The organism is Microcoleus sp. T2B6 (assembly GCF_036700475.1).
Taxonomy (GTDB): Bacteria; Cyanobacteriota; Cyanobacteriia; order Cyanobacteriales; family Microcoleaceae; genus Microcoleus.
In genome coordinates this window covers 120283-139463 of the sequence record NZ_JAUBOZ010000008.1, presented here as the reverse complement: position 1 = coordinate 139463, position 19181 = coordinate 120283, and the positions used below count along the sequence as shown (strand labels likewise).

At 44.4% G+C, this 19181-nt stretch carries 22 protein-coding genes and 1 pseudogene; 10 read left to right on the top strand and 13 right to left on the bottom strand.

Features of this window, described 5'->3' with window-relative positions; genetic code table 11:
• Window positions 1-298: 298 nt before the first annotated feature.
• On the top strand, window positions 299-598 hold the full coding sequence (locus QUA00_RS05975; RefSeq protein WP_333409044.1) for a nucleotidyltransferase domain-containing protein: 300 nt from the start codon (window positions 299-301) through the stop codon (window positions 596-598).
• Between the two features lie 69 nt (window positions 599-667).
• Entirely contained in the window at window positions 668-868 is a 201-nt protein-coding gene (locus QUA00_RS05970) for a hypothetical protein (RefSeq protein ID WP_333409043.1), read from the top strand.
• A gap of 212 nt (window positions 869-1080) precedes the next feature.
• Here the strand turns inward: QUA00_RS05970 and holA are convergent, their stop codons facing one another.
• Both holA and dnaX read right to left on the bottom strand, forming a co-directional pair.
• Complete coding sequence (gene holA / locus QUA00_RS05965) at window positions 1081-2031, bottom strand: DNA polymerase III subunit delta (protein ID WP_333409042.1); 951 nt, start codon at window positions 2029-2031, stop codon at window positions 1081-1083.
• The gene (dnaX, locus tag QUA00_RS05960) at window positions 2028-3443 is read right to left on the bottom strand and encodes a DNA polymerase III subunit gamma/tau (protein WP_333409041.1); all 1416 of its coding nucleotides are present in this window, start codon (window positions 3441-3443) and stop codon (window positions 2028-2030) included. Before dnaX ends, holA begins: the two co-directional genes overlap by 4 nt.
• A 313-nt stretch (window positions 3444-3756) precedes the next feature.
• Here dnaX and QUA00_RS05955 point away from each other — a divergent pair.
• Window positions 3757-4470: pseudogene (locus tag QUA00_RS05955) on the top strand (DUF4058 family protein).
• A gap of 169 nt (window positions 4471-4639) precedes the next feature.
• Here the strand turns inward: QUA00_RS05955 and dnaN are convergent.
• The 4 genes from dnaN to QUA00_RS05935 all read right to left on the bottom strand — a co-directional run bounded on the left by dnaN (window position 4640) and on the right by QUA00_RS05935 (window position 9868).
• Window positions 4640-6151, bottom strand: coding sequence for a DNA polymerase III subunit beta (gene dnaN / locus QUA00_RS05950; RefSeq protein WP_333409040.1), 1512 nt, complete (start codon window positions 6149-6151; stop codon window positions 4640-4642).
• Window positions 6152-6389: 238 nt separating this feature from the next.
• Window positions 6390-7793, bottom strand: coding sequence for an AAA family ATPase (locus QUA00_RS05945; protein WP_333409039.1), 1404 nt, complete (start codon window positions 7791-7793; stop codon window positions 6390-6392).
• Window positions 7794-8060: 267 nt separating this feature from the next.
• Window positions 8061-8441: a hypothetical protein gene (locus QUA00_RS05940; protein ID WP_333409037.1), complete on the bottom strand. Its 381-nt coding sequence runs from the start codon at window positions 8439-8441 to the stop codon at window positions 8061-8063.
• A 191-nt stretch (window positions 8442-8632) separates the two neighbouring features.
• Window positions 8633-9868, bottom strand: a complete 1236-nt coding sequence (locus QUA00_RS05935; RefSeq protein ID WP_333054103.1) for a hypothetical protein — start codon at window positions 9866-9868, stop codon at window positions 8633-8635.
• Between the two features lie 173 nt (window positions 9869-10041).
• Here QUA00_RS05935 and QUA00_RS05930 point away from each other — a divergent pair, with 173 nt between their 5' ends.
• Entirely contained in the window at window positions 10042-10446 is a 405-nt protein-coding gene (locus QUA00_RS05930; RefSeq protein WP_333304969.1) for a hypothetical protein, read from the top strand.
• A 94-nt stretch (window positions 10447-10540) separates the two neighbouring features.
• Here the strand turns inward: QUA00_RS05930 and QUA00_RS05925 are convergent, their stop codons facing one another.
• Window positions 10541-12001 (bottom strand): IS200/IS605 family accessory protein TnpB-related protein, encoded by a 1461-nt coding sequence (locus tag QUA00_RS05925; protein ID WP_333409035.1) that lies wholly within the window; start codon window positions 11999-12001, stop codon window positions 10541-10543.
• Window positions 12002-12251: 250 nt separating this feature from the next.
• Between QUA00_RS05925 and QUA00_RS05920 the strand changes: the two genes are divergently transcribed.
• Window positions 12252-12767, top strand: a complete 516-nt coding sequence (locus QUA00_RS05920; RefSeq protein WP_333409034.1) for a thermonuclease family protein — start codon at window positions 12252-12254, stop codon at window positions 12765-12767.
• 114 nt (window positions 12768-12881) lie between these two features.
• Here the strand turns inward: QUA00_RS05920 and QUA00_RS05915 are convergent, their stop codons facing one another.
• From QUA00_RS05915 to QUA00_RS05905, 3 genes are all read right to left on the bottom strand, one after another.
• Complete coding sequence (locus QUA00_RS05915) at window positions 12882-13094, bottom strand: hypothetical protein (RefSeq protein ID WP_333409033.1); 213 nt, start codon at window positions 13092-13094, stop codon at window positions 12882-12884.
• Window positions 13095-13194: 100 nt separating this feature from the next.
• On the bottom strand, window positions 13195-13605 hold the full coding sequence (locus tag QUA00_RS05910; protein WP_333409031.1) for a hypothetical protein: 411 nt from the start codon (window positions 13603-13605) through the stop codon (window positions 13195-13197).
• Between the two features lie 160 nt (window positions 13606-13765).
• Window positions 13766-14407, bottom strand: a complete 642-nt coding sequence (locus tag QUA00_RS05905; protein WP_333409030.1) for a Uma2 family endonuclease — start codon at window positions 14405-14407, stop codon at window positions 13766-13768.
• 537 nt (window positions 14408-14944) lie between these two features.
• Here QUA00_RS05905 and QUA00_RS05900 point away from each other — a divergent pair.
• From QUA00_RS05900 to QUA00_RS05885, 4 genes are all read left to right on the top strand, one after another.
• Entirely contained in the window at window positions 14945-15529 is a 585-nt protein-coding gene (locus tag QUA00_RS05900) for a hypothetical protein (RefSeq protein WP_333409029.1), read from the top strand.
• A 163-nt stretch (window positions 15530-15692) separates the two neighbouring features.
• Window positions 15693-16028: a hypothetical protein gene (locus QUA00_RS05895; protein ID WP_333409028.1), complete on the top strand. Its 336-nt coding sequence runs from the start codon at window positions 15693-15695 to the stop codon at window positions 16026-16028.
• Between the two features lie 110 nt (window positions 16029-16138).
• Complete coding sequence (locus QUA00_RS05890; protein ID WP_333409027.1) at window positions 16139-16387, top strand: hypothetical protein; 249 nt, start codon at window positions 16139-16141, stop codon at window positions 16385-16387.
• A 34-nt stretch (window positions 16388-16421) separates the two neighbouring features.
• On the top strand, window positions 16422-16634 hold the full coding sequence (locus QUA00_RS05885; RefSeq protein WP_333409025.1) for a hypothetical protein: 213 nt from the start codon (window positions 16422-16424) through the stop codon (window positions 16632-16634).
• Between the two features lie 231 nt (window positions 16635-16865).
• On the opposite strand, the gene QUA00_RS05880 is transcribed toward QUA00_RS05885, so the two are convergent.
• Window positions 16866-17201: an HNH endonuclease gene (locus tag QUA00_RS05880; protein WP_194012309.1), complete on the bottom strand. Its 336-nt coding sequence runs from the start codon at window positions 17199-17201 to the stop codon at window positions 16866-16868.
• A 220-nt stretch (window positions 17202-17421) separates the two neighbouring features.
• Here QUA00_RS05880 and QUA00_RS05875 point away from each other — a divergent pair, with 220 nt between their 5' ends.
• The gene (locus QUA00_RS05875) at window positions 17422-17673 is read left to right on the top strand and encodes a hypothetical protein (RefSeq protein ID WP_333409024.1); all 252 of its coding nucleotides are present in this window, start codon (window positions 17422-17424) and stop codon (window positions 17671-17673) included.
• Window positions 17674-18282: 609 nt separating this feature from the next.
• Here the strand turns inward: QUA00_RS05875 and QUA00_RS05870 are convergent.
• Both QUA00_RS05870 and QUA00_RS05865 read right to left on the bottom strand, forming a co-directional pair.
• Complete coding sequence (locus QUA00_RS05870; RefSeq protein WP_333409022.1) at window positions 18283-18765, bottom strand: Hsp20/alpha crystallin family protein; 483 nt, start codon at window positions 18763-18765, stop codon at window positions 18283-18285.
• A 196-nt stretch (window positions 18766-18961) separates the two neighbouring features.
• Entirely contained in the window at window positions 18962-19144 is a 183-nt protein-coding gene (locus tag QUA00_RS05865; RefSeq protein ID WP_333409021.1) for a hypothetical protein, read from the bottom strand.
• Window positions 19145-19181: the final 37 nt, after the last annotated feature.

Genomic DNA, 19181 nt, shown 5'->3' with positions numbered 1-19181 from the left:
GTTGATATAATTGGGAGGCATTGGTCACTCTAAGAATGAATCTTTTCTCTCTTACTACCGATAGGTAGGAAAAAGAACGAGAGAGGAAATTAATAAAAAAACCAACTGGGAGTCGGACTGCTTTTGGTAGGAGTTACAACCTTTTAGACTTAAGACGATCTTGACAGACTTTACAATTATGCTAGAATAAATTTAATTGATTAAACTAAATGTAATTTATTCCTATTTGAGACTGGTCTTAATTACAAAAAAATCAATAAAGGAGCATTGATTGAGTATGATAGAAAGGGAGAACATCATGCAATTAAGTCAGGCTATTGTCAATGAATTTCAGCCAGAAAAAATTATTTTATTTGGCTCCTATGCTTATGGAAACCCTCAAAATGACTCGGATGTAGATCTGCTAGTGATTTTGCCATACAAAGGGAGCAATTTTCGCAAAACTTGGGAAATTTTAAATAAAGTTCAACCAAAGTTTGCCATAGATTTGTTAGTGCGAACTCCTGTAGAGATTGATCAACGCCTAGCCTGGAATGATTTTTTCTTGCGAGAAATTATAGAAAAAGGAAAGCTGATTTATGAATCCGCTAACAGTTGAATGGGTTGATAAAGCTGAAGGGGATTTTACTACGGCTTTGCGGGAATTAGTTTTAGTAAAACTCATAATTTGACATTTTTATTGGATTTACTTTTACCTGTTGAACCTAATTATGATATTTTTCGCCAGAAACTTTTAGCGTTAACTGCTTTTGCGGTTGCTTATCGTTATCCAGGGGCTTCTGCTGATAAGGATACAGCACGTCAAGCATTAAAGTTTTGCAAAGAAGTCCCGCAAGAAGTGAGGTTAAGTTTGGGATTGAGTCCCTAAAAATATAGCAGAAGGAAAAGAAGAATGTTAGAGTGGCGATCGCTACCCCAAAACAAAAAAAACAGTACTAATACAGCAGATTCCACGTTTATGAAGTACATCCCGGAGCGATAAATCCACATAGGGACACGGCAATGCCGTGTCCCTACTGCACTCCAGAAATCTGGGATACGCTGTAAAAGGCTGCCAATTTAATTCGGCAGCCTTTTCTGTTATTTAGTGAGTTGAGTGATTCTGAGCAAAGCAGGCAACATTGAATCAGACTTTTCTCCGGTTTTGAGGGCAATTTCTAAATCAAACAAAATGGAGAGCGATCGACTTAAGAAGTTCGCAGATACTTCCTTAACCTCCTGCTTAAGGAAATACAGCCGTTTGGGGTTACTAATTCCGCACATACTAGCAATTTCACTATCAGAAAGTTTGCCGCCGGAATCCAGAGTAGCTTTTACCCACAGCCAAGTTTTAAACTGAGTTTGAAGAGTAGCAATAATTGCTAAAGAAAACTCTGCCCGAGATAGCAATTCATCAAGCACCTTAATTGCCGCCACTGCTTGACCTTTTAAAAGAGCTTCTGCCAGTTGAAAACAGTTGGCTGTGGTAGCTGGAACGAGGATTTTAGCAGCTTCTTTGGTAATGCGATCGCCCGCAGCATAAATGGCTAATTTCTCCAGTTCACTAACTCTTCTAGCAGAATCGTTACCAATCGCTACCGCTAGATAACTGACAGCATCTCTGGCAATTGAGAGATTCATCTGTTTAGCACTAGCAGCGATCGCATTTTCAATTAAATCAGTACGCCAAGGAGGAATGAGAGTAAACTCCTTAAGTTTACCAAACAGCAATAAATGCTTGACTACCTTGAGCCGTTTGTCGATAACAGCAGCAGTGAAGACTAAGTGCGTTGTAACAGGTAACTGGGGCAAAATTTGCAGCAATTCTAGCCCCATTTCTCCAAATTGCTTGAAATCGCAATTTTCAACGACAATAAGTTTACTTCCGACACCAAAAGGAACTGAAGCAGCCGCAGAAATAGCTATATCCAGGGAAGAAGCATCAAACCGATGGATGTTGAAATCTCGCCAGAGAGGATGAGTTTGAGTCTTAAACTTTTCAACTTCTCGTTCAATTGCGTAGGTGTCATTCCCAATTAGGATGCTAATCATGCTGCTAACTCCTCCTGTTGTTTGACAGTGACAGTAACAGAGCGGCCTAAAGCTTTAGTAACAATCCGCTGCACGGATTCAAGGTGAGTTTGAAACTTATTCGCGTATTTTCTTTCCACTACTAACACACATGAATGAGCAGAAAGTTCGGCAATTTGAGCACGGTTTAAGAGGCTACGATTTCCTGGTTTCGCTGCTGCTACTACTTGCGCCCAAGTTGTTTCAAAGTCAGGAGAATCTGCCTCTATTTTTTGATGGGTTTTATCAAATTTGTCAGGCTGATTAGATTGGGAAGTTGCCGGCAACCGCGTTTCGGGGGCAGCGGGTTTGCTTGACAGCATCAAGTTCAGCAGACAGACTTCTAACCAGGTAGCAGCATTGGTGCTAGTTCTCAATTGAAATTCTGATTTTTGCAATTGTGTACAAGTCGCATCAATTGTTTCAAAATCGAGATGAAGAGCGAGTGAGCACAGTTGTGAGTAGCCTACTGGCCCTGCAATTAAATTCTGGCAGTGGCGCGTTGATTTGACAATGAGCAAATCTCTCATTGCTGCTAGCAAGCTGCTGAGAATAAGTTTAGGGGTTTTGCCGCTGTCAATGAGCGTTCTCGAAGATTGCAGTACGCTTAAGGTATCGCCAGAATGAATGGCTTTGAGAAGGGCGATCGAGTCTTGCTCGCTGATGCTGCCAGATACTTCTGCAACTTGAGTTAGGGTAATCTCTGAGTTTAGCAGTGAAAGCTGAGAGAGTAATTGCAGGGCATCCCTTAACCCTCCGTCGCAGGTGCGAGCGATCGCCCGCATGGCATCACTTGCGATCGCAATAGATTCAGCGGAGCTAATTTTGTGCAATTGTCCGACAATAGCATCAACTGACAAGGCTCGGAAGTTAAAAGTTTGGCAGCGGGAGATAATTGTCGGCAGGACTTTATATGCTTCAGTCGTACAGAGAATAAACACCACATGAGCCGGAGGTTCTTCAAGGCATTTGAGGAGAGCATTTTGAGCGCTGGTACTGAGTTGGTGGCACTCATCTAAAATCCAGATGCGGTAAGGGCTCATCGCTGGCGCAAAGTTGCTGTGTTGTATTAATTCTCTGGCATCATCCACGCCATTGTGAGAGGCAGCATCGATTTCAGTTACGTCTAAGCTTGAACAGGAGTCAATGGTTTTGCAGCTTGAACATTCCCCGCAAGGAGTGGCGGTTGGCTTTTTGTTATTCAAACAATTGAGTGATTTAGCAAGGATGCGAGCGGTTGAGGTTTTGCCTGTTCCTCTGGGGCCAGTAAACAGGTAAGCTTGAGCAATTTTGTCGGAGGTGATGGCATTGGTCAAGGTTGTTTTGATGGTGTCTTGACCCACTAATTCTTGGAGGCTTTTGGGTCGGTATTTGAGGTGCAGTGGTTGGTACATTTTGAGTCGTTAGAATACTTCTGGTAACTATTCCCCGATAGGGGAGGGGAACGAGTGGGGAGTGGGGAAGAATAAGGGGGATATATAGCAAGTCTAAATCCGTTGTACGATTCATCATTTAGACGTGCTGGATATATGGTTTTTTTAGAGAATTTGGTATTGAAATAAAGCATACTTAACTTGATGCCACGATCCCCCTTAGAACCGAGAGAGGATGGGAGTGTGATGCTCCGCATTTTTGCCAAATAGATTGTATTAGAGATGGAACGTACCTCTTTCTATCATCCCTTTTCCACTTCGTTATCTTGCGATTATGGCACCGAATTTTCCAGGCATGAATCCTTATCTTGAAAATCCTTCTTCGTGGTCAGAGGTTCACTCTTGGCTGATTGTCGAACTAGCACCCTCGCTCAATCCCTTACTCATACCAAAGTATCGAGCGGCTGTAGAAAAACGGGTTTACGATTATGCTCTACTGGTCGGTATTCCCGATGCGTCAGTTTTCCAACAAAACCCTTAAGCTGAGCGAGCTTCTGCGGTAACAACTGGGGTAATAACCAAGCCAATTCGAGTAACATTGCCTCTGACTGAAGAAATTACCGAACGCTATCTGGAGATTCGGGAGGTCAAGACTGGAAAGGTGGTAACGGTGGTAGAAGTTCTCTCTCCTAAGAATAAACGAGTGGGTGAAGGTCGAGAAAAGTACCTCACCAAGCGACAAAAAGTGTTGAACAGGGCTACTCACTTAGTTGAAATCGATCTGCTAAGAATGGGAAACTTTATACCAATGGATGTTTCGATTCGCTCAGACTACCGCATTCTGGTCAGTCGGACTAATCTCCGTCCCGAAGCTGAACTCTACCCGTTTAATGTGCGTGAATCGATTCCCCAATTCTTGTTTCCTTTGCAGCCATTAGAGCAAGAACCTGTTGTGAATTTATCTGAGGTTTTGGGACAACTTTATCAAGAAGCAGCCTTAGACTTGGCAATTGATTACTCACAGCAGCCTGTTCCACCGCGCTCGTGAGAGTGATTATCAATGGGTGATCGTTGACGGAATCGTATGACAGCGATCGCAATCGGGAATGCCTGACTTCTGCCCCGGTGTACATATCAACTTGATAGATGCGATCGCCGTTCATAGAGTAATTTGTAGAGAGGGCATCCAATTTAGATGCCACTCCCCATATGCACGATTATTCTTGCGGAGCCACAACGTATTCGCACTCTAACGCCTCTGTACCCGAAGCTGGCGTGCCAAAAGGTACAATCAGTAGAGGAGCCGTAGGAGTTGCCATCAGGAACCGCAAATCTGAACTAGAAACAGCTTTAATTGTATCAATCAAATAGCGGATATCGCACTTGAGCCGAAAGTCACAACCCCAGAGTTTGGCATCAACTGTCTCAGTACCAGAACTAAGAGTATTGTTGAGTGAAGCTCGCACCTGTTGCGCCTCTAAATCAAAGTCAAAAATTGCCGTGATATGAGACTTGTCACTATGAGTAGCCAACCTCTCTAAAGCTTTTAAAAAGCTGAGTCTTTCAACTACGATTTGATGACTAAGTTCAGACCGATAAGGAGCAATAATCTGGTCGCATTTCGGGTAATTTCCTTCAAGTAACTGTGCTGTTAGTCGCAAATTATTCCACTCAAACGCCACAAATTTGCTAGGTTGTTCTGCCGAACCGTCATAATAAATCGTAACTTTGTCACTGGCATTTACAGAACGCTCCAATACCCGGAGTACCTTAGCGGGAACAGTAAAATTTACTGTTTGAAAGTTTAAAAACTGAGAATTGCTGCTTTCACTCAATCCGACAATCATAGCTACCCGATGCCCGTCAGTCGTCCACACTCTTAGTTGGTTAAGTCTTCTGTCTGCGTCATGACTCAGTTGAAAGTTAGCTCCCATCAAAATGCGTTTGGTTTCCTCAGAAGTAACAGCAAATAAGCTAGCTTTGAGGACAGCGATTAATACACTAGCAGGAAGTGTTACAAGTTTTTGTTTAACACTAGGGATAGTCGGAAATTCATCCGCAGCTAACCCGCGAATAACGTGCTTGCTATTTGATGAACTTAAAGTCGCACTGACAGAGGGAATATCACTTCCTTTGATAATTTCAAAGGAACTCTTTAAGGTAAGGCGGCCGTTAGGAAATTTTCCCAGAATGTCAGCGAGTATAGGTGCGGGGAGGGTGAGTTTTCCGGGTTGATTGACATTGGCATCAAAATTTACTTGCATTCCAAATTCCAAATTGTACCCAGTGAGGTGCAGTTGTTGATTTTCGGCATCAGCCTCAATCAAGATATTGCACAAAATAGGATGACTGGTATTGCTAGGAATGATGCTTTTGAGTGTCTGTATGTAATCGTTGAATTCTCTTAAATCACAGGCAATTTTAACAGTCGATGGGGAAGAGGTCGGAGTTGGAGATGCTGTGATTTCATTATTGAGATGGGTTTCTAGAGTTGGATTTGTTGGGGTATCAGAAGGTGTAGAAGTTCCATTATCTGTAATGTAGTTCGCTTCTACTTCTTCTATTTGTGTTGTTTTGGGTAGGGGAGAAGAAAGCTTAGTTGTTTTTTTGACTGATGGCTTCGTAGTAGGAGTCAAATTAGTGCCTGTTACAGTTGAGGGTTTTTTCTTAGCTGTTCTCTCCACTACTTCCTCTTTAGAAGGTGTTCCAGAAAGTCGAGATTTGGCCATAATAATTAGTCGGGTGTCAAGAATTTGATTGGTCGCTGCGATAGCAGTGAGGAGGGGGAAGGGGAAGGGGAAGGGGAAGGTTAAGAGAAGGAGAGGAAGGAAGGGTCAGGAAAAATCAAGTTTATACCAACTCTTAGATATCTACGAAGAAACCCGGTTTCTAGCATCGTGTGCGTAAGTCCTGAGAGAAGAAGGTTCAACTCAAAAAAGTGAAAACTTATCTTTCCTTCCCCTTCCTCTACAATTGAGCTAATACTCGTTGCACTCGGAATGAATTAGGAGGGACAAATAGTATTCGTTGACGACATCTACTTGTTCCAACATATAAAAGACGGTGGTACTCTTTAAGTTTCTCTTGGGTGCTCATTTCCTTGCCTACCAAAAGTCGAGTCAAAATGTCATTGCTGTCCAAACCAACTTCATCAAAAGTGCTACCTTGAGAATTGTGAATAGTCAGGGCAAAGCAATTGTCAACTTCGGCAAATACATCATCTTTAAACCAGTAATATTTCCGCCAGAGAAATCCATTACGTTTGGCACTTTTGAGTTTCTCTTTCAATTCAGCTTGGTAGCGCTTACTTTCCGATTCATGCAGCACAAAGATTTGCCGAAATAGACCATCATCAGTCATAATCTTCAACAGCCATACTCGGTAGCCGTAGTGCTGACTTATTTCAACTTGCTGTATGGTAAATTCAGTTGATGTGGCTAAAATCACAGTCTTACCATCAGGAGCGAGAACTGGTTTCTTAGTAATTAACCTTTCTCCAGATATAAATCGGGCAGTTGTTCGACCATAAAGTTGTTCTCGAACAGCCTGATTGTAATAGTTGACTCGCTTGTTTGTCCAGCACAAAATCCGAAAGCAATCAGGATTTGAGGCAAATTCTTGCTTGATGGTTTTGATAGCATATTGGATGAGTGCTTCTGGTTTAACTTTGAATGCACCGTTAGATTTGTCCAATGAGTTGTAATTCGGATGTGGCAAAAAGACATCTGTTTTACTCTTGACAAATGAGCGACATTCCGTAATAAAATCAAGGACGGGGCTTTCTCCAGCTTGTCTAACTACTTGAGTTAATACAGCTTTATTGGCAATATTGAAAGCAGGCGAGCGTTTTTCTCCAACAGGATTAAGTTGCGCTGGGTCGCCCATGAGAATTAATTTCCGCTGATTGAAGAGAGTGTGTTCAAATCTGCGTTCAATCCAAGACCACAATTGAGTTCCCACCATCGAACATTCATCGAGGAAAATGATATCATAGAGGTGGAGGTAACAACAGCTTGTCTGTTCCAAAACTTTCTCTTGTTCTTTGCGAACCATGCCTAAGCCTAAAAGCTGGTGTATCGTCATAAAATCTACTCCGAAAATGCCTTGAGATGCTGCCATTTTTCTGAGGATACCGACGGCTTTGTTAGTAGGTGCAGTAAGGGCAATACGCTTGCTTTGAGCCAAGAGTTCTTTGATTATAAGGAAAATAAGTGTGCTTTTTCCAGTGCCTGCATAACCGCAAAGTAAGAAAAATGGCTCGGTGCTGCTTGCAAATATTCTCAAATTGTCGAGTGCTTGCTGCTGCTGCGGCTTGAGAGTAAAGGGAATTTGTTTAAATTCCTGCGGTCGTTCTAGTAAAGTTTGAATCATTAGTGTACAGTAATGCTAATTCGTTCGCATCCTAATAAGCGCTAGCTTGAGGGGGAGTAGGAGGAACATTCAAATCAAAATTGACTTATAACAATAGTTCCTATTTTCAGAAAAAATGGCTAGAATGGTTGATTTTTCCTTAGTGGAACTTACCTAAAACTCTGATTATGTCATTAATAACAAAAGTTGTACGAAGTATTGTTTAATTAAAAATCAGCTCTGAATTTTATGATAATTCTGAGCTGATTTTGCTGCTGTTGTTAGTTGTTAAACAATCACAACTTTGGTCTTTTTAACTCGTTTGATATTCACTGCTGTGCCAATGCTATGTCCATCCCAAATGGCTAATCCGTAGTCACAATGCGAACACATTTCGATGTCGCGAGCGCTATAGTTTCCGCTAATACCAACAACTGGATAACCAGAAGTATTTCTGGGTTTGCCATTGCCGCTAAACAAGGCATAGTAAACCAAAACTTTCTCGTAGTTCTTAGACCGCAAGTATTGCTGAACTAAGCTATCAACTCCAGCCGCATCACCGACTCTGACTTCAAACCCTAGTTCAATGATGCGATTGAGAGATGTATGAGCCTCTGATGGCAATTCCTGGATGGAACGACTGCCAGAAATTATTACTATTTTGTTCATGGTTATTTCTTTGAAATTGTAGCTGAAGAGTGAATTAAAACCAACTAAAAGATTGCCCCTTTAGTGGGTATTTATAAGTAGAGAAAGTCAACATTTTTCGCCGCTAGGCGATTTATCTTCCGGATTGGTCACAGAGTTTTTAATCGCATTTACATTGGTTACAGAATAGCCAATTTTCTTCCCAATTCCCATCATTTTGGCATCTTTTCTAAATCAAGTTCAGCCACTTCCCGCAGAGCTTCTAAGCGCTTCTTTAAAGTTTTATGTCGGGGAGTTTCTACAACATACTCGTATTTAGAACCTGTATGTTGAAGTTCTGGACTTTGGCAATCAATTAGGTAGCTAAGGCGGCCAACTAGCTTTTTAATAACTATTAGCCAAGCCTTAGCTAACGCTTTAGTACGGAAACCAATCCAAGCTTTAAAGTAAGAGCCGTCTTCGCTAACTTGGTAAGCAACATTGGGCGATAATTTAATAAGAGTTGGGATATGAGTAATGCCTAAACTTTTGAGTTCAGTCAAGCTGTAGCTTTGAATTTCTCCACTGTCCCATTGAATTTGAAATGGGCGTAGTGCCTGAATATTCAAACTAATAACTATTCCCCTTTGTTCCACTTGATTTCGGCGTTGTTCGAGGCAATCGCCCTCTCGAAAACCACTCCATCCATGTTTCTTAGCTAAATGTTTAAGGCAATATTCCCAGGCTTCTTCCCAAGCAATATCAAAGTCGAGAATGTGATAACTTTCTGTACTCAATTGTTTAGTCAATTTCTCTTTGATTTGCTGCTTTTGAATTGGTAGGACAATTTCTAAGAAATTGTCGGGGACTTCAAAAAATAAATGGGTCTTAGCCCTAATTTTTAGGTCATTGAAAGACAAAAAGCGACTGGCTTCTAATTGTTCGGGTGTAAAAACATCTATGGCACAACTTGTCGGGTAGCCAGGGAACAAGTTGATGGGAAAGAGATAATAGTGGTCAAGAGTAAATATGAGAATGTGATGTTTAGTGAGCGATTCTACTTGGAAAGTAGTGGTGTTACTGAATTGTAGTTGTTGCGAATTAGCTAGTACAATTGTTGTGCAAGCGGGAAGTTCTCCAGTAGTTTTTTGAGGAATAAACAGAGGCACAAGGGATATTTTAAGCACCCGAATTTCATCTAAGGTATAATTCCAGGAAAAACTATCTTCGTTGTTACTAGCATCCCAAGTAATTATTACAGGTCTATCGGTTTGATGGAGGGCTGTTATCGTGCCGTAATGGTTGCCAGATTTGACGATATCGCCTACTTTAAAGGGAAGTTGAGCGAAAGGAGGCGGAGTGAGAAAAGGAAAAATTACCGCTACCACTTCTTTGACTTCACTGGGGGGAGCGTTGTCAGGTTTAGAGCAAGTATTTGAGAAGCCAATTAAAGTCGTGTTAGAGTCCATAACCTTTGAGAAGCTAATTGTTTTCAACTTCTCCCGTTAGGGGATATCTTCTCGCGCTTAATCCCTTAACTTTTTGTGGTTTAATATCAAATCCGAACGAGTTTGTGCTTTATTTCGGCTTAAATTTTTTTGAAGTCTTGCTAAGTACCTCCCCTGTTGTCTAATATTGCGATATGGAAAACTCAAGAGCAAAGATACCTACTCCCGAAGAAATTGCTGCTGCCATAGAGACAATTGACCATTTGACTGCTTGGCTACAAGAGACCGGACTGAGTGCCTCTGCCATCGCCCAGTTCAAATTCAACTCGCTGGCATCGATGTACCCAGAATTGCGAGGGATAGCAGAGACTGCAAAGCAACTTATTGGTGTAACTTCTCCTCTGACAGAAGTTGGGATGACAGTCACCGAACTAGCAGCGGTACTCGCAGACAGCTTAAAGTTCAAAATCAAGCCAGATGTTGTCAACAAAGCTCTAGTGGTATTGATTAAAGATGCCAAATCCTTTAAAGATTGCCAGAAGTGGATTGACCGACAATTGGCATATTCTGCAATAGAAAAAGCGTTTGGGAATCAATAAATGCAGAAGTTCCTCAACGCCTTACCGCTTGTGAAAACCTAGGTAAACCTGGGTAAGCTCTACGGTATAAGCTTTAAACGTTCTTCCTTAGCGCTTACGCTTCCTCAATATCGAGGTTGACCAAGAAACTCCAGTTAGAAACACTATAATAATTACAACGACGTAATATTACAGCGGAACGTTTGATCTTTCTATTCAGTTGATTCCACTCGCTCCAAACGTGCTTTTCCGGGTTCACCTTAGAATAGGCGGTTAAGGAGCGAGGCATTCTTTCACTTAATTTCATAGCTCGGCGAGCAATCACCAGCGCAGCCGATTCGTCACTGGCCAAGCCATACATTCTCAGATATTTTACCAAGCCTATAATACTTGAATAAGCCGGGTTGACTGTAATTAACTCAATTCCGCGATTTGACAAAATAGAACTGAGTTGCTTGTAAAATTCGCTGTATGCCCAACTCGACAACATCCGGGCATACTTTCTACCTTTCTCCCCTAAAGATTCCTTTTTTGTTGAGAAATCAAGTTCTTCACAAACTACGGGACATTCAAATTCCGCAGCCTTTGCTGCTAGTTGCAGGCAAGCATTAACGATCTGAGCCTGTTGTTTGCCATTCGGTAAGCCCATCTGCAATGGAATCTGCCCTTTGGCTTTGAGGTTCCCTTCAGAATCAGTATAAGCCCACCCAATAGAACCGGGATTCATATCGATACCGATACAACCGTACATCCTATTTCTAGAAACTTGATTCACAGGATTTGGGGTAAACTGCACGGCAATAACCCATTTTCCGTTCTTGCGGTAGAAATGCCAGGTATACGCCCCGCATTTTGGCAGTCTGTTTATATTCCGATTAAAATCACCAACCTCGGAGGATACAGTTTTCCCGAATCGCGACTCTAAGCATTTGGGGACTCTGAAAGTTATTTTTTTTCCATTCCACTGAGAGACTTGATTGCCAAAAGATTCGTCTTTGGAGCCGACGACGAAAATATCACCGTGAGGGACGAAGACTTTGACAGGTTTGAGTCTTAAGTGTTCGAGCTTGTTCGTCAACAAAGTCAGTCTGCGCTTTTTGTTGTGTATTTGAAAGCGTAAGTTTTGCCAATTAGTAGATTTGTGTTGAACTGAACAGGCTATGGGGAAATTGCAGCCCGTCTTTGAATTCTGCCATTTTTTCTTAGCATAAAACTTACGAGCCAATACCAGCTTACGCTCAGCTTTTTTAATCCACGCGCCAATGGATTTAATTTTTCCTTCAAGAGTTTTTACGTGTAAAATTATATGCTCTTTAGCACCGTCTACACGACCTTTGGCAGCGCTGATTACGCCATTTGCGTGGCGCTTATTGATGCCGTAGGTTTGCTGTAGGTGCGTGTTCCAGTCGGATTTCTTGAAGTCTGTATTCAAGAGTAAGTGGTTGACTGTTTCAATACTTGCAGCCCTGAAAATTGGGGAGTAAGCTTCTAGAAACATCTCGAAATCTGTAAATCCAAGTTCGTTGAGTTCATCTGCTGGCGTGGGCAGGCCTTTGCAGTACGTTATGGTAGCCATTGATTCGACCTCTCAATGTGGTTGTATCTTAGTATATTAATAGCTTCGCGCAGGATTTGCAAGCTTTTTAAAGAGTTTCTTTTACTTCTGGAACGTCGCTGGCGGAGTCTTCTCCAAAGGTTGCGATTTTTCGATCGAAATCACCAACGCCAATTAACTTGGGTAGTCAACTTGCTGAGAATTTAGCAACTAAAATCTAGGTAAATCTAGGTAAATTGTCAACGCCTTACCCCTGTTAGCCATCGCAGGTTTGATTTGGTTTCACTTCCACCAACCCGACAACGACAAACCCAAACTAGCCAAGCGCCCCAGCGAAACGGCATCCCTCCGCTGCTCCGTTGATGGTTCGGTGGACGATGGCGATACTTTTCGGGTTAAGTGTGACAATCGCGAACAAAAGCTCCGACTGTGCGGCATCGATGCGCCGGAAGCCAAACAACCGCTGGGTATCGAATCGCGAGATTATTTGCGTTCCCTAATCGCCAAAGCCTCCAACAAAGTCATCGTTGTGGAAATGGATCGGGACAAGTACAACCGCACCGTTGCCGAAGTCCTCTTCGATACACCAAACGGCGAACAATCGGTGCAGGAGGAAATGCTCAAAGCGGGTATGGCTTACCATTACAAACAGTACAGCGGCAACTGCCACAATGCTGATGTATTCGATACCGCAGAGGAGATGGGGCGATCGCAAAAGCTGGGAGTGTGGCGGCTTCAGGGTGGCGGTCAGCGTCCTTGGGATTATCGCAAGCAAAATCAGAGCTGATGTACGCCAAGCAGCGGTATATACCAAGGTTGTTGGGAGCGATCTAACAGGGCAGGAAGTGCGGCGGCTTTCCAATGGTGATAAACGACTGTAAAATTATCCTCAACCAAAGCGTTAATTGGGGTTGCGGAATTGTTTTTTTGCCCAGTCTAACAGTTCGTCATAGGTTGAATAAGCGCACAGTATCCGCGATGTATCGCCTTTTTTACTTACCGCAATCACTTTGCCGTTTCTATCTTCATAACCAGGCTTCCCGGTCATTTCTTCTAACTCTAGATCGAAGAATTTAAGCGCTTGAATGAATTGAGAAATCTTATTATCTTCCATTCGTCGATTGCTCTTTAATTGAACAGGAAAGATGGGTTTCTTGGACTGCTGGCTACCAAGGAATTTCCGAATCGAAAAGTTCCAATTTTGGGGATCGCAATTAACTCGGTTCCTCCTCAGCCCCCGGAATTCTCCAAGGGTCAATGCCGTTTTCTCGAAGCAGTAGCTCGTAGTAGTCGCGTTCGATTCTGGCTTCATCGTCAACCCAAAACGCTTCTCTGATATCGCGTTCTAGCTGCTGGACTCGCTGGCTGAGCAATTCGTTTCGTTCAGTCTCGGTGCGAGTAACGCCGAAAGCTTCGTCAAACCGCCGTTCGAGAGATTCGGTAATCAGTCCCATGCTCATAGTTAAAGCAGCTTTGTTCCCCCGGTGAGCTTGCCACAGCCAGTAAGCGCTGGCAATTTCTGGAGGGACGGACAGAAACCGACTTTGCCCCCGACTACCGGGTTCAGACTCGATTTCGATTTCTTCGCGCTCAAAAATCGTACCCGTGTAACCTTCGCCCAGCAAGCTTTCGCCGGCGTTTGAGCGTTAAAAATCGGACACGTTGCGCCGTTTGAGAGCCCGCTGCTTCGGCGACTTGGGTTTGGCTCATCCGATACGAGCCGTCTGGCACCATAAAACCATCGACTGTAATCGAACCTATTTGCCAGATCGCCCCCCAGTCCTTCTAGCTCGGCTCGGTTAAGGGCAGACCGGCTCGAAAAATCAACTCGGCAGTCAAGTTCAATTCCGGGAAAGCCAGCGACTCAACTCGGTCATCTCCCCGAAACTGGCTGATTTGATACTCGCCGTCAACCAACTGGCAAACTGACAGTGTGGGTTGTTTGGGAGTGCCGATGAACTTGCGGCCGCCCAAACCGAGGTAGTCCGCAATCCAGTATTCGGGGATGCCCATTTCTTCGTAGTCGGCGAATTTGAGATGGTAATCGTCCCGCCAGTTCGTGCTGACGACCTCTACAGCCAGCCGTACCGAAGACCCCATCGTGATGATGGATTCCCTATCCCAGCGCGGTTCGTTGGCGAGAGCCACTTCATCTAGGACAACTACGTCTGGCTGATAGCCCGCCTCGTTGCGGACGGGTTTGAGCAGGCAGTCACCGGGGATAAAGCAAGGCAATTTCAGCCGCCTGATTTCTGCGCTGATTTCGTCCCAGGTAAACCCTGTAACGCGGGAATGGCGGCCAGTTCCTAAAGGCATTTCAACAATTGCTCCGTGGTGCAGTTCGTAGCGGCGAATAGAGTTCTCTGGATACCAGGCTGCGAACTCATCAAACGTGATTGTTTGGGGTATGGTTTGGGTTTGGCTCATAACATTTTCAGTTGGTAGACATTTAGGTATGCGATCGGCCCTATGATTTCCGGTCGCTTTCACTTTCAGGGCGATCGTTCCGCTGATTCTGTTCTATGTACTGTTTGACCAAATCGATAAGCACTTCATTCATATTTTTTCCGTTCAACGCACAAATAGCCTTGAACCGCTCTCGAAGCGTTCTTGAAGGAAATGTGACTTTCAAGGTGGGTACTGGTTCTGTAGTTTTTCGCTCGGTCACTGGGATATCTAATGCAATTACTTTATATATCCCAGACTACCCGTTAAAGCTCGTTTTTTGCTTAATGGGTCAATAAGTGCATACGGGATGTTTGCATTAAACATCCCATATGAGTTATCATACACCCACGAACGACTGCAAACCAAGCAGAAGCATAAAACAGTTATCTGTACTTCCGATGTGGTTGCTTCACTAAGCTTTGTTAGCGTCAAAAACCCAAAACCAAACCCCGCCCCCTATGACTGGAAATCGAATGGGGCGGGGTGTGGCACTCACATTAATGAGGTTTTTCAATCATGACACAAATACCGATACCGCTAACGGTTAAGGTGTCCGCTGCTGCAGCAACGCCAGGAGTGACGAGTGCTTCTTTGTACCCTTCGCTGTTGGCATCCGTGGACGCGATGGCAGAACCCGCTCTTTGGGTTTTGATGGAAGCGACCGTTTATTCGCTGCGCCAAAGGGACACGCTCACCCGCTCCATTAAAGAGTGCGGTACTGTTGAATATTTTGGCGATAAATGGCCCCAAGATTTCGATTTCTTGCCAAGTGAATCGGAAGCGATCGCCTTAGTAGAAGCAATAGCCGACCAATTCTCCCGCCGCCAACTCCACACTTGTTGGCAATCGCTGCTGACCGCTTGCAACCGCATCCAAAAGCTTGCCCTGATTGAAGCGATAACCTACGCCCAACACTATTCATCGACGGTGCTTCAAGCGCTCTTTGAATGCGAACTATCGAATTTGTTTGAAGATTCCTTGGAACACTTGGATGTTTGGCTCTCTGAACCCGAAGCGCTGCGCCTAATTCGCTTGTTCTCCGGTTCCCTGTTGGCTTCATCGGAAGCTGCACCCTCTCCAGGCGACGGGAGGGACGATTAATTCTTGAGTTGATAGATGCCATCTAAAATTTCTCTTTTAGTCACGTTAGTGGGTTGAGTTTTTTTTGATGCGCCACTTGTCCAACCTAGAACTAATTACGCCACGCAGAATATCTAGAACATCTTCCACGCGACTAATCCCCTAGAACGAGTAGGAGGCTCAAATGATGAGAACAAACTTTGATATTAGGCTGGCAAGGACACCAAGTTTCAGGCCGCAAGTAGTTTATTCACAAAATCTGGATTTTGTGCCTAGTCCAGACGATACTTTACCGTCGATTATTCCTGGTCTGAACAGTTTACCAGCTCAATCTGATGGCTGTGAACGGGTAAGGGTAATGGTTTTTGGATCGAGCTACGGGGTAACATACACGATTCGCTGGCTTTACAAGCTACAGTTCGCTCATATCAGCGAGTGGAGTTTTTTGATGCCTGCTCCCAGTGAGGGTGAATTCATGAGCATTATTACCAAGCGAATCCCATTGAGTCCAACTAACTAATTGGTATAAAACTTGGTAACAACTTAGTAACAACTTTGTCGCAATGCTGGCGATAGTTTCAACTGTATCAAAAGCGATCGCCAGTTTCTTCTATCAGACACCAGTGAGGAATGACTATGACCAACGGCAACGGGCTTAACGGTGACACCCCTAACGGCGACACGCCCCAGCCCGATCCAATACAAAAGTTAACAGAATATGTCGAATCTGTGGAAATTTCTCTGGAAATCCAGGAGGATAAAACAGACGTTATTGAAGACCAGGTGGCAAGTCTTACCGAGCAGATAACCGAGTTGAAACAACAAGTGAAAGAGATATATGGAGATGAAGAAGACTGGAAACGAATGTCAAAGACTTGATGGACTTATCGCACGCCGTCAGGAGAAAAACCGATTGCAACGGTCAAAGCTAGAGCGAACCAAGCGCTTGCGAGATGAAGCTGCTTTGAGTAGACCTTTTAGAAAGTCTCCTTTGCTTGACTTCGTTGATGATTTGGTACACCGTCCGCCGAATCAGGAGCAGATGCGCCAGCTTAAGGAATTGCTCTTAGAAGAACAGAAGGCGATCGCTCAACTGATTGCCCTAATTGACCAACACCTAGATTGATTTACTTCCCTGATTGAAGCCGAGGTGATTCTTCAAAGATGTTATGAGGCGGTCAATAGACACGCCTCTTCATCTTTTTAAGGGCGCGAACCTGAAAGTTATCAAATATTATAAAGATTATCAGTATTTTCCCCTCAATGGAAACCACCGAGCTCTCTTGAGATTGCCTAGCCGCTCTCAAATTAATGAAGCGGATGGCAGCGGATTCGGCTCAAATCAATTGTCCCGTCCCTATTCCTCAAAAGAAGCGATGAGCTCCCAATCAATACCATCATCAGGGAACAGAGATAACTGCCCAGGTGATACGTTAGACTGACCCCTATTGTGGTACGAAAGATGGCACGCAGTACACAGGGCGACTAAGTTTTCGAGACGATTGTCCTCTGGTATCCGATTGCGGTGGTGCACCGTCAAAGTCAAAGCACACCGTTCGGATTTAGTTAAACCGCTTTGTTTACCGGGTCTGAGGCACTGTTGGCGGCACTTAGCGCAGCGCCACCCCGCATTTTCCTTGATTGATAGCGCAATCTCAGACCAATTATCGGGATACCTCTTTGGTTTAGGCATAATAATTGTAAACGCTCATCTCTCTCTAGTATGGCGAGATATTTTGTTGCCATTACTCAGAATACCGCCTCATCTAGGTCTAAAAGATATCGCATTCGGGGAGGCAAGGGCAGGACAGGGCGGGTTGGGGTTTTGGTTTGGGTTTTTAGTAATGTTAGGGGTGAGGAAGTTCACAGCCTGAGTGCTGCTCACGGCATCTCTTAATCAGGAGGCAAAGGAAATGGATCAGGCAACTTTAAGGCAAATGGCGATGGCTACGTTTTCACAAGTTGGCATTCAATTGGATGAAGCTAACGTCAAGGCGGAGATTGACGATAACTGGTTTCTTGGTGGTCTTGAGCCAACCAATCAACTTTACTTTGTGCATTTGCTAGTTGACGGACAAGGGCGGGAAGAACCGGGGCGACATGGTTGGGTAGAGTTCAATTGGAAACTAGAGGTGCTCCCGTTGGGAGCTGCTGGAACAGGATGAATATGGTAAGCAAGAAATTGCCAGCAGCAATGATGGGATTGAGTACAGTCGCATGAATCCCCCTATCCGCAAGCCCATGCCCATTCGCTATCGACCGCTCTTACCCCCTGCCAGCCCCACGCCATAAGTGTGCTAGTTATTACATATCGCCATGCCCCAGCGAGTCTCCATCAGCCACCATTTCTGATAGAAAAGTAGAAAATCATCAGTTGTTGGACAGATGCTTTACTCACATCAAATCGGGCGGCTGCTTTCGGAATTGATGTATCACCTGGTTGAGACGCTTTAACTATCGCGCTTGAGCTGGCAGGGTATGTCTAGCTGTGCTACTTTAGCTCATATGAGCCGGTGATGGGATGCGATCGCCAAGCGTGAAATATTTTGGCAGATTAACCGGAATCAGCGCCGATGCACGATATCTGTAGGTTTTTCGTTCGGCTTTCCCAAATAAAGAATACCGAGAGCAATGGTCGCTCCCGGTATCAGCTTTTCCAGTTCCGTTGCTGTTAGATAAATCCAATCAGGCTCAATGAAAGGAAAATTGACCTCAATCAATTCAGCACAGCTTTCAGGGTACTGAGTTCACCACTAAACACGCTTGCCCCATCGTTATTGGTTAGCCTGTTCCAAAGCGGGATTCGTGGAAGCTCCAGCAATTTCGGCCAAGTTAATCTTGACGACTTTATTGCGAGCTTCCGTCACTTTGGGCAGGGTTAGCGTTAGAATGCCATCTTTGCATTCAGCTTGCACGGAGTCGTTTTGAATGCGTGCGGGCAAGGGAAGCGTCCGGTGGAATTTGCCGTAGCGGAATTCTGAGCGGACGTAGCGGGGTTTTTCTTCTGTGTTTTCGTAGCGGCGCTCGCCAGAGATAGAAATTGCTTCGCGGGTGACTTGAACGTCAATGTCTTTGGGGTCAATTCCAGGCAGTTGCGCTTTTAATACGAAGTTGTCCCCAGCATCAGCCAATTCCAGAGCTGGCATCCAAGCGGCTTCTGAGTTATCTCTCGCTGTTGCCCGTCCGTCAAAAACTTTATCGAGTTGCTGGCGGATGGTTTCAATTTCCGTGAAGGGTTGCCAGTAGCGCATCAACATAATCTGTCACCTCAAAGATTGGTAAGACTTTATAACGAAAATTTGGGTTTAAGCTCGTTGCTTACAGTTATTATGATGCCGCTTTCTAAGTGGGAGGAACAGTCAGGAAAACCCTACTGGGTTGGTCGTATTTGCCAGAATTAGTGCGAAACAATCAGAATTAATCGGCATTGAAGAAAACCGTACCAAGCTATTCCTAGAAACCGAAAATGCTGTGGCAACGCCATGAGCTTGCCTCGCCTGCTGGCGTGTGAGCGTCGGGGGAAGGATCGGCGGTGTTGCCAACCGTACCCACAATGCGGTGCGGGTGATGTGTAGGAGTGTAAGGAGGTGCAGAGCGGGCGTGAGCTGCTTTCCCATAGCCATCGCTCGCGCTCATGAGGGCGAGCGCATAATCCCCTTCTTAAAAACAAAGT

Excerpts from the sequence above, each read along its gene's own strand:
- QUA00_RS05895 (WP_333409028.1), top strand. The coding sequence starts at position 15,693 with ATGATGAGAACAAACTTTGATATTAGGCTGGCAAGGACACCAAGTTTC.
- QUA00_RS05890 (WP_333409027.1), top strand. The coding sequence starts at position 16,139 with ATGACTATGACCAACGGCAACGGGCTTAACGGTGACACCCCTAACGGC.
- QUA00_RS05975 (WP_333409044.1), top strand. The coding sequence starts at position 299 with ATGCAATTAAGTCAGGCTATTGTCAATGAATTTCAGCCAGAAAAAATT.
- QUA00_RS05865 (WP_333409021.1), bottom strand. The coding sequence starts at position 19,144 with ATGAGCGCGAGCGATGGCTATGGGAAAGCAGCTCACGCCCGCTCTGCA.
- QUA00_RS05915 (WP_333409033.1), bottom strand. The coding sequence starts at position 13,094 with ATGGAAGATAATAAGATTTCTCAATTCATTCAAGCGCTTAAATTCTTC.
- dnaX (WP_333409041.1), bottom strand. The coding sequence starts at position 3,443 with ATGTACCAACCACTGCACCTCAAATACCGACCCAAAAGCCTCCAAGAA.
- QUA00_RS05900 (WP_333409029.1), top strand. The coding sequence starts at position 14,945 with ATGACACAAATACCGATACCGCTAACGGTTAAGGTGTCCGCTGCTGCA.
- QUA00_RS05925 (WP_333409035.1), bottom strand. The coding sequence starts at position 12,001 with ATGGCTACCATAACGTACTGCAAAGGCCTGCCCACGCCAGCAGATGAA.
- dnaN (WP_333409040.1), bottom strand. The coding sequence starts at position 6,151 with ATGGCCAAATCTCGACTTTCTGGAACACCTTCTAAAGAGGAAGTAGTG.
- QUA00_RS05945 (WP_333409039.1), bottom strand. The coding sequence starts at position 7,793 with ATGATTCAAACTTTACTAGAACGACCGCAGGAATTTAAACAAATTCCC.
- QUA00_RS05905 (WP_333409030.1), bottom strand. The coding sequence starts at position 14,407 with ATGAGCCAAACCCAAACCATACCCCAAACAATCACGTTTGATGAGTTC.
- QUA00_RS05940 (WP_333409037.1), bottom strand. The coding sequence starts at position 8,441 with ATGAACAAAATAGTAATAATTTCTGGCAGTCGTTCCATCCAGGAATTG.
- QUA00_RS05875 (WP_333409024.1), top strand. The coding sequence starts at position 17,422 with ATGGATCAGGCAACTTTAAGGCAAATGGCGATGGCTACGTTTTCACAA.
- QUA00_RS05930 (WP_333304969.1), top strand. The coding sequence starts at position 10,042 with ATGGAAAACTCAAGAGCAAAGATACCTACTCCCGAAGAAATTGCTGCT.
- QUA00_RS05935 (WP_333054103.1), bottom strand. The coding sequence starts at position 9,868 with ATGGACTCTAACACGACTTTAATTGGCTTCTCAAATACTTGCTCTAAA.
- QUA00_RS05880 (WP_194012309.1), bottom strand. The coding sequence starts at position 17,201 with ATGCCTAAACCAAAGAGGTATCCCGATAATTGGTCTGAGATTGCGCTA.
- QUA00_RS05870 (WP_333409022.1), bottom strand. The coding sequence starts at position 18,765 with ATGTTGATGCGCTACTGGCAACCCTTCACGGAAATTGAAACCATCCGC.
- holA (WP_333409042.1), bottom strand. The coding sequence starts at position 2,031 with ATGATTAGCATCCTAATTGGGAATGACACCTACGCAATTGAACGAGAA.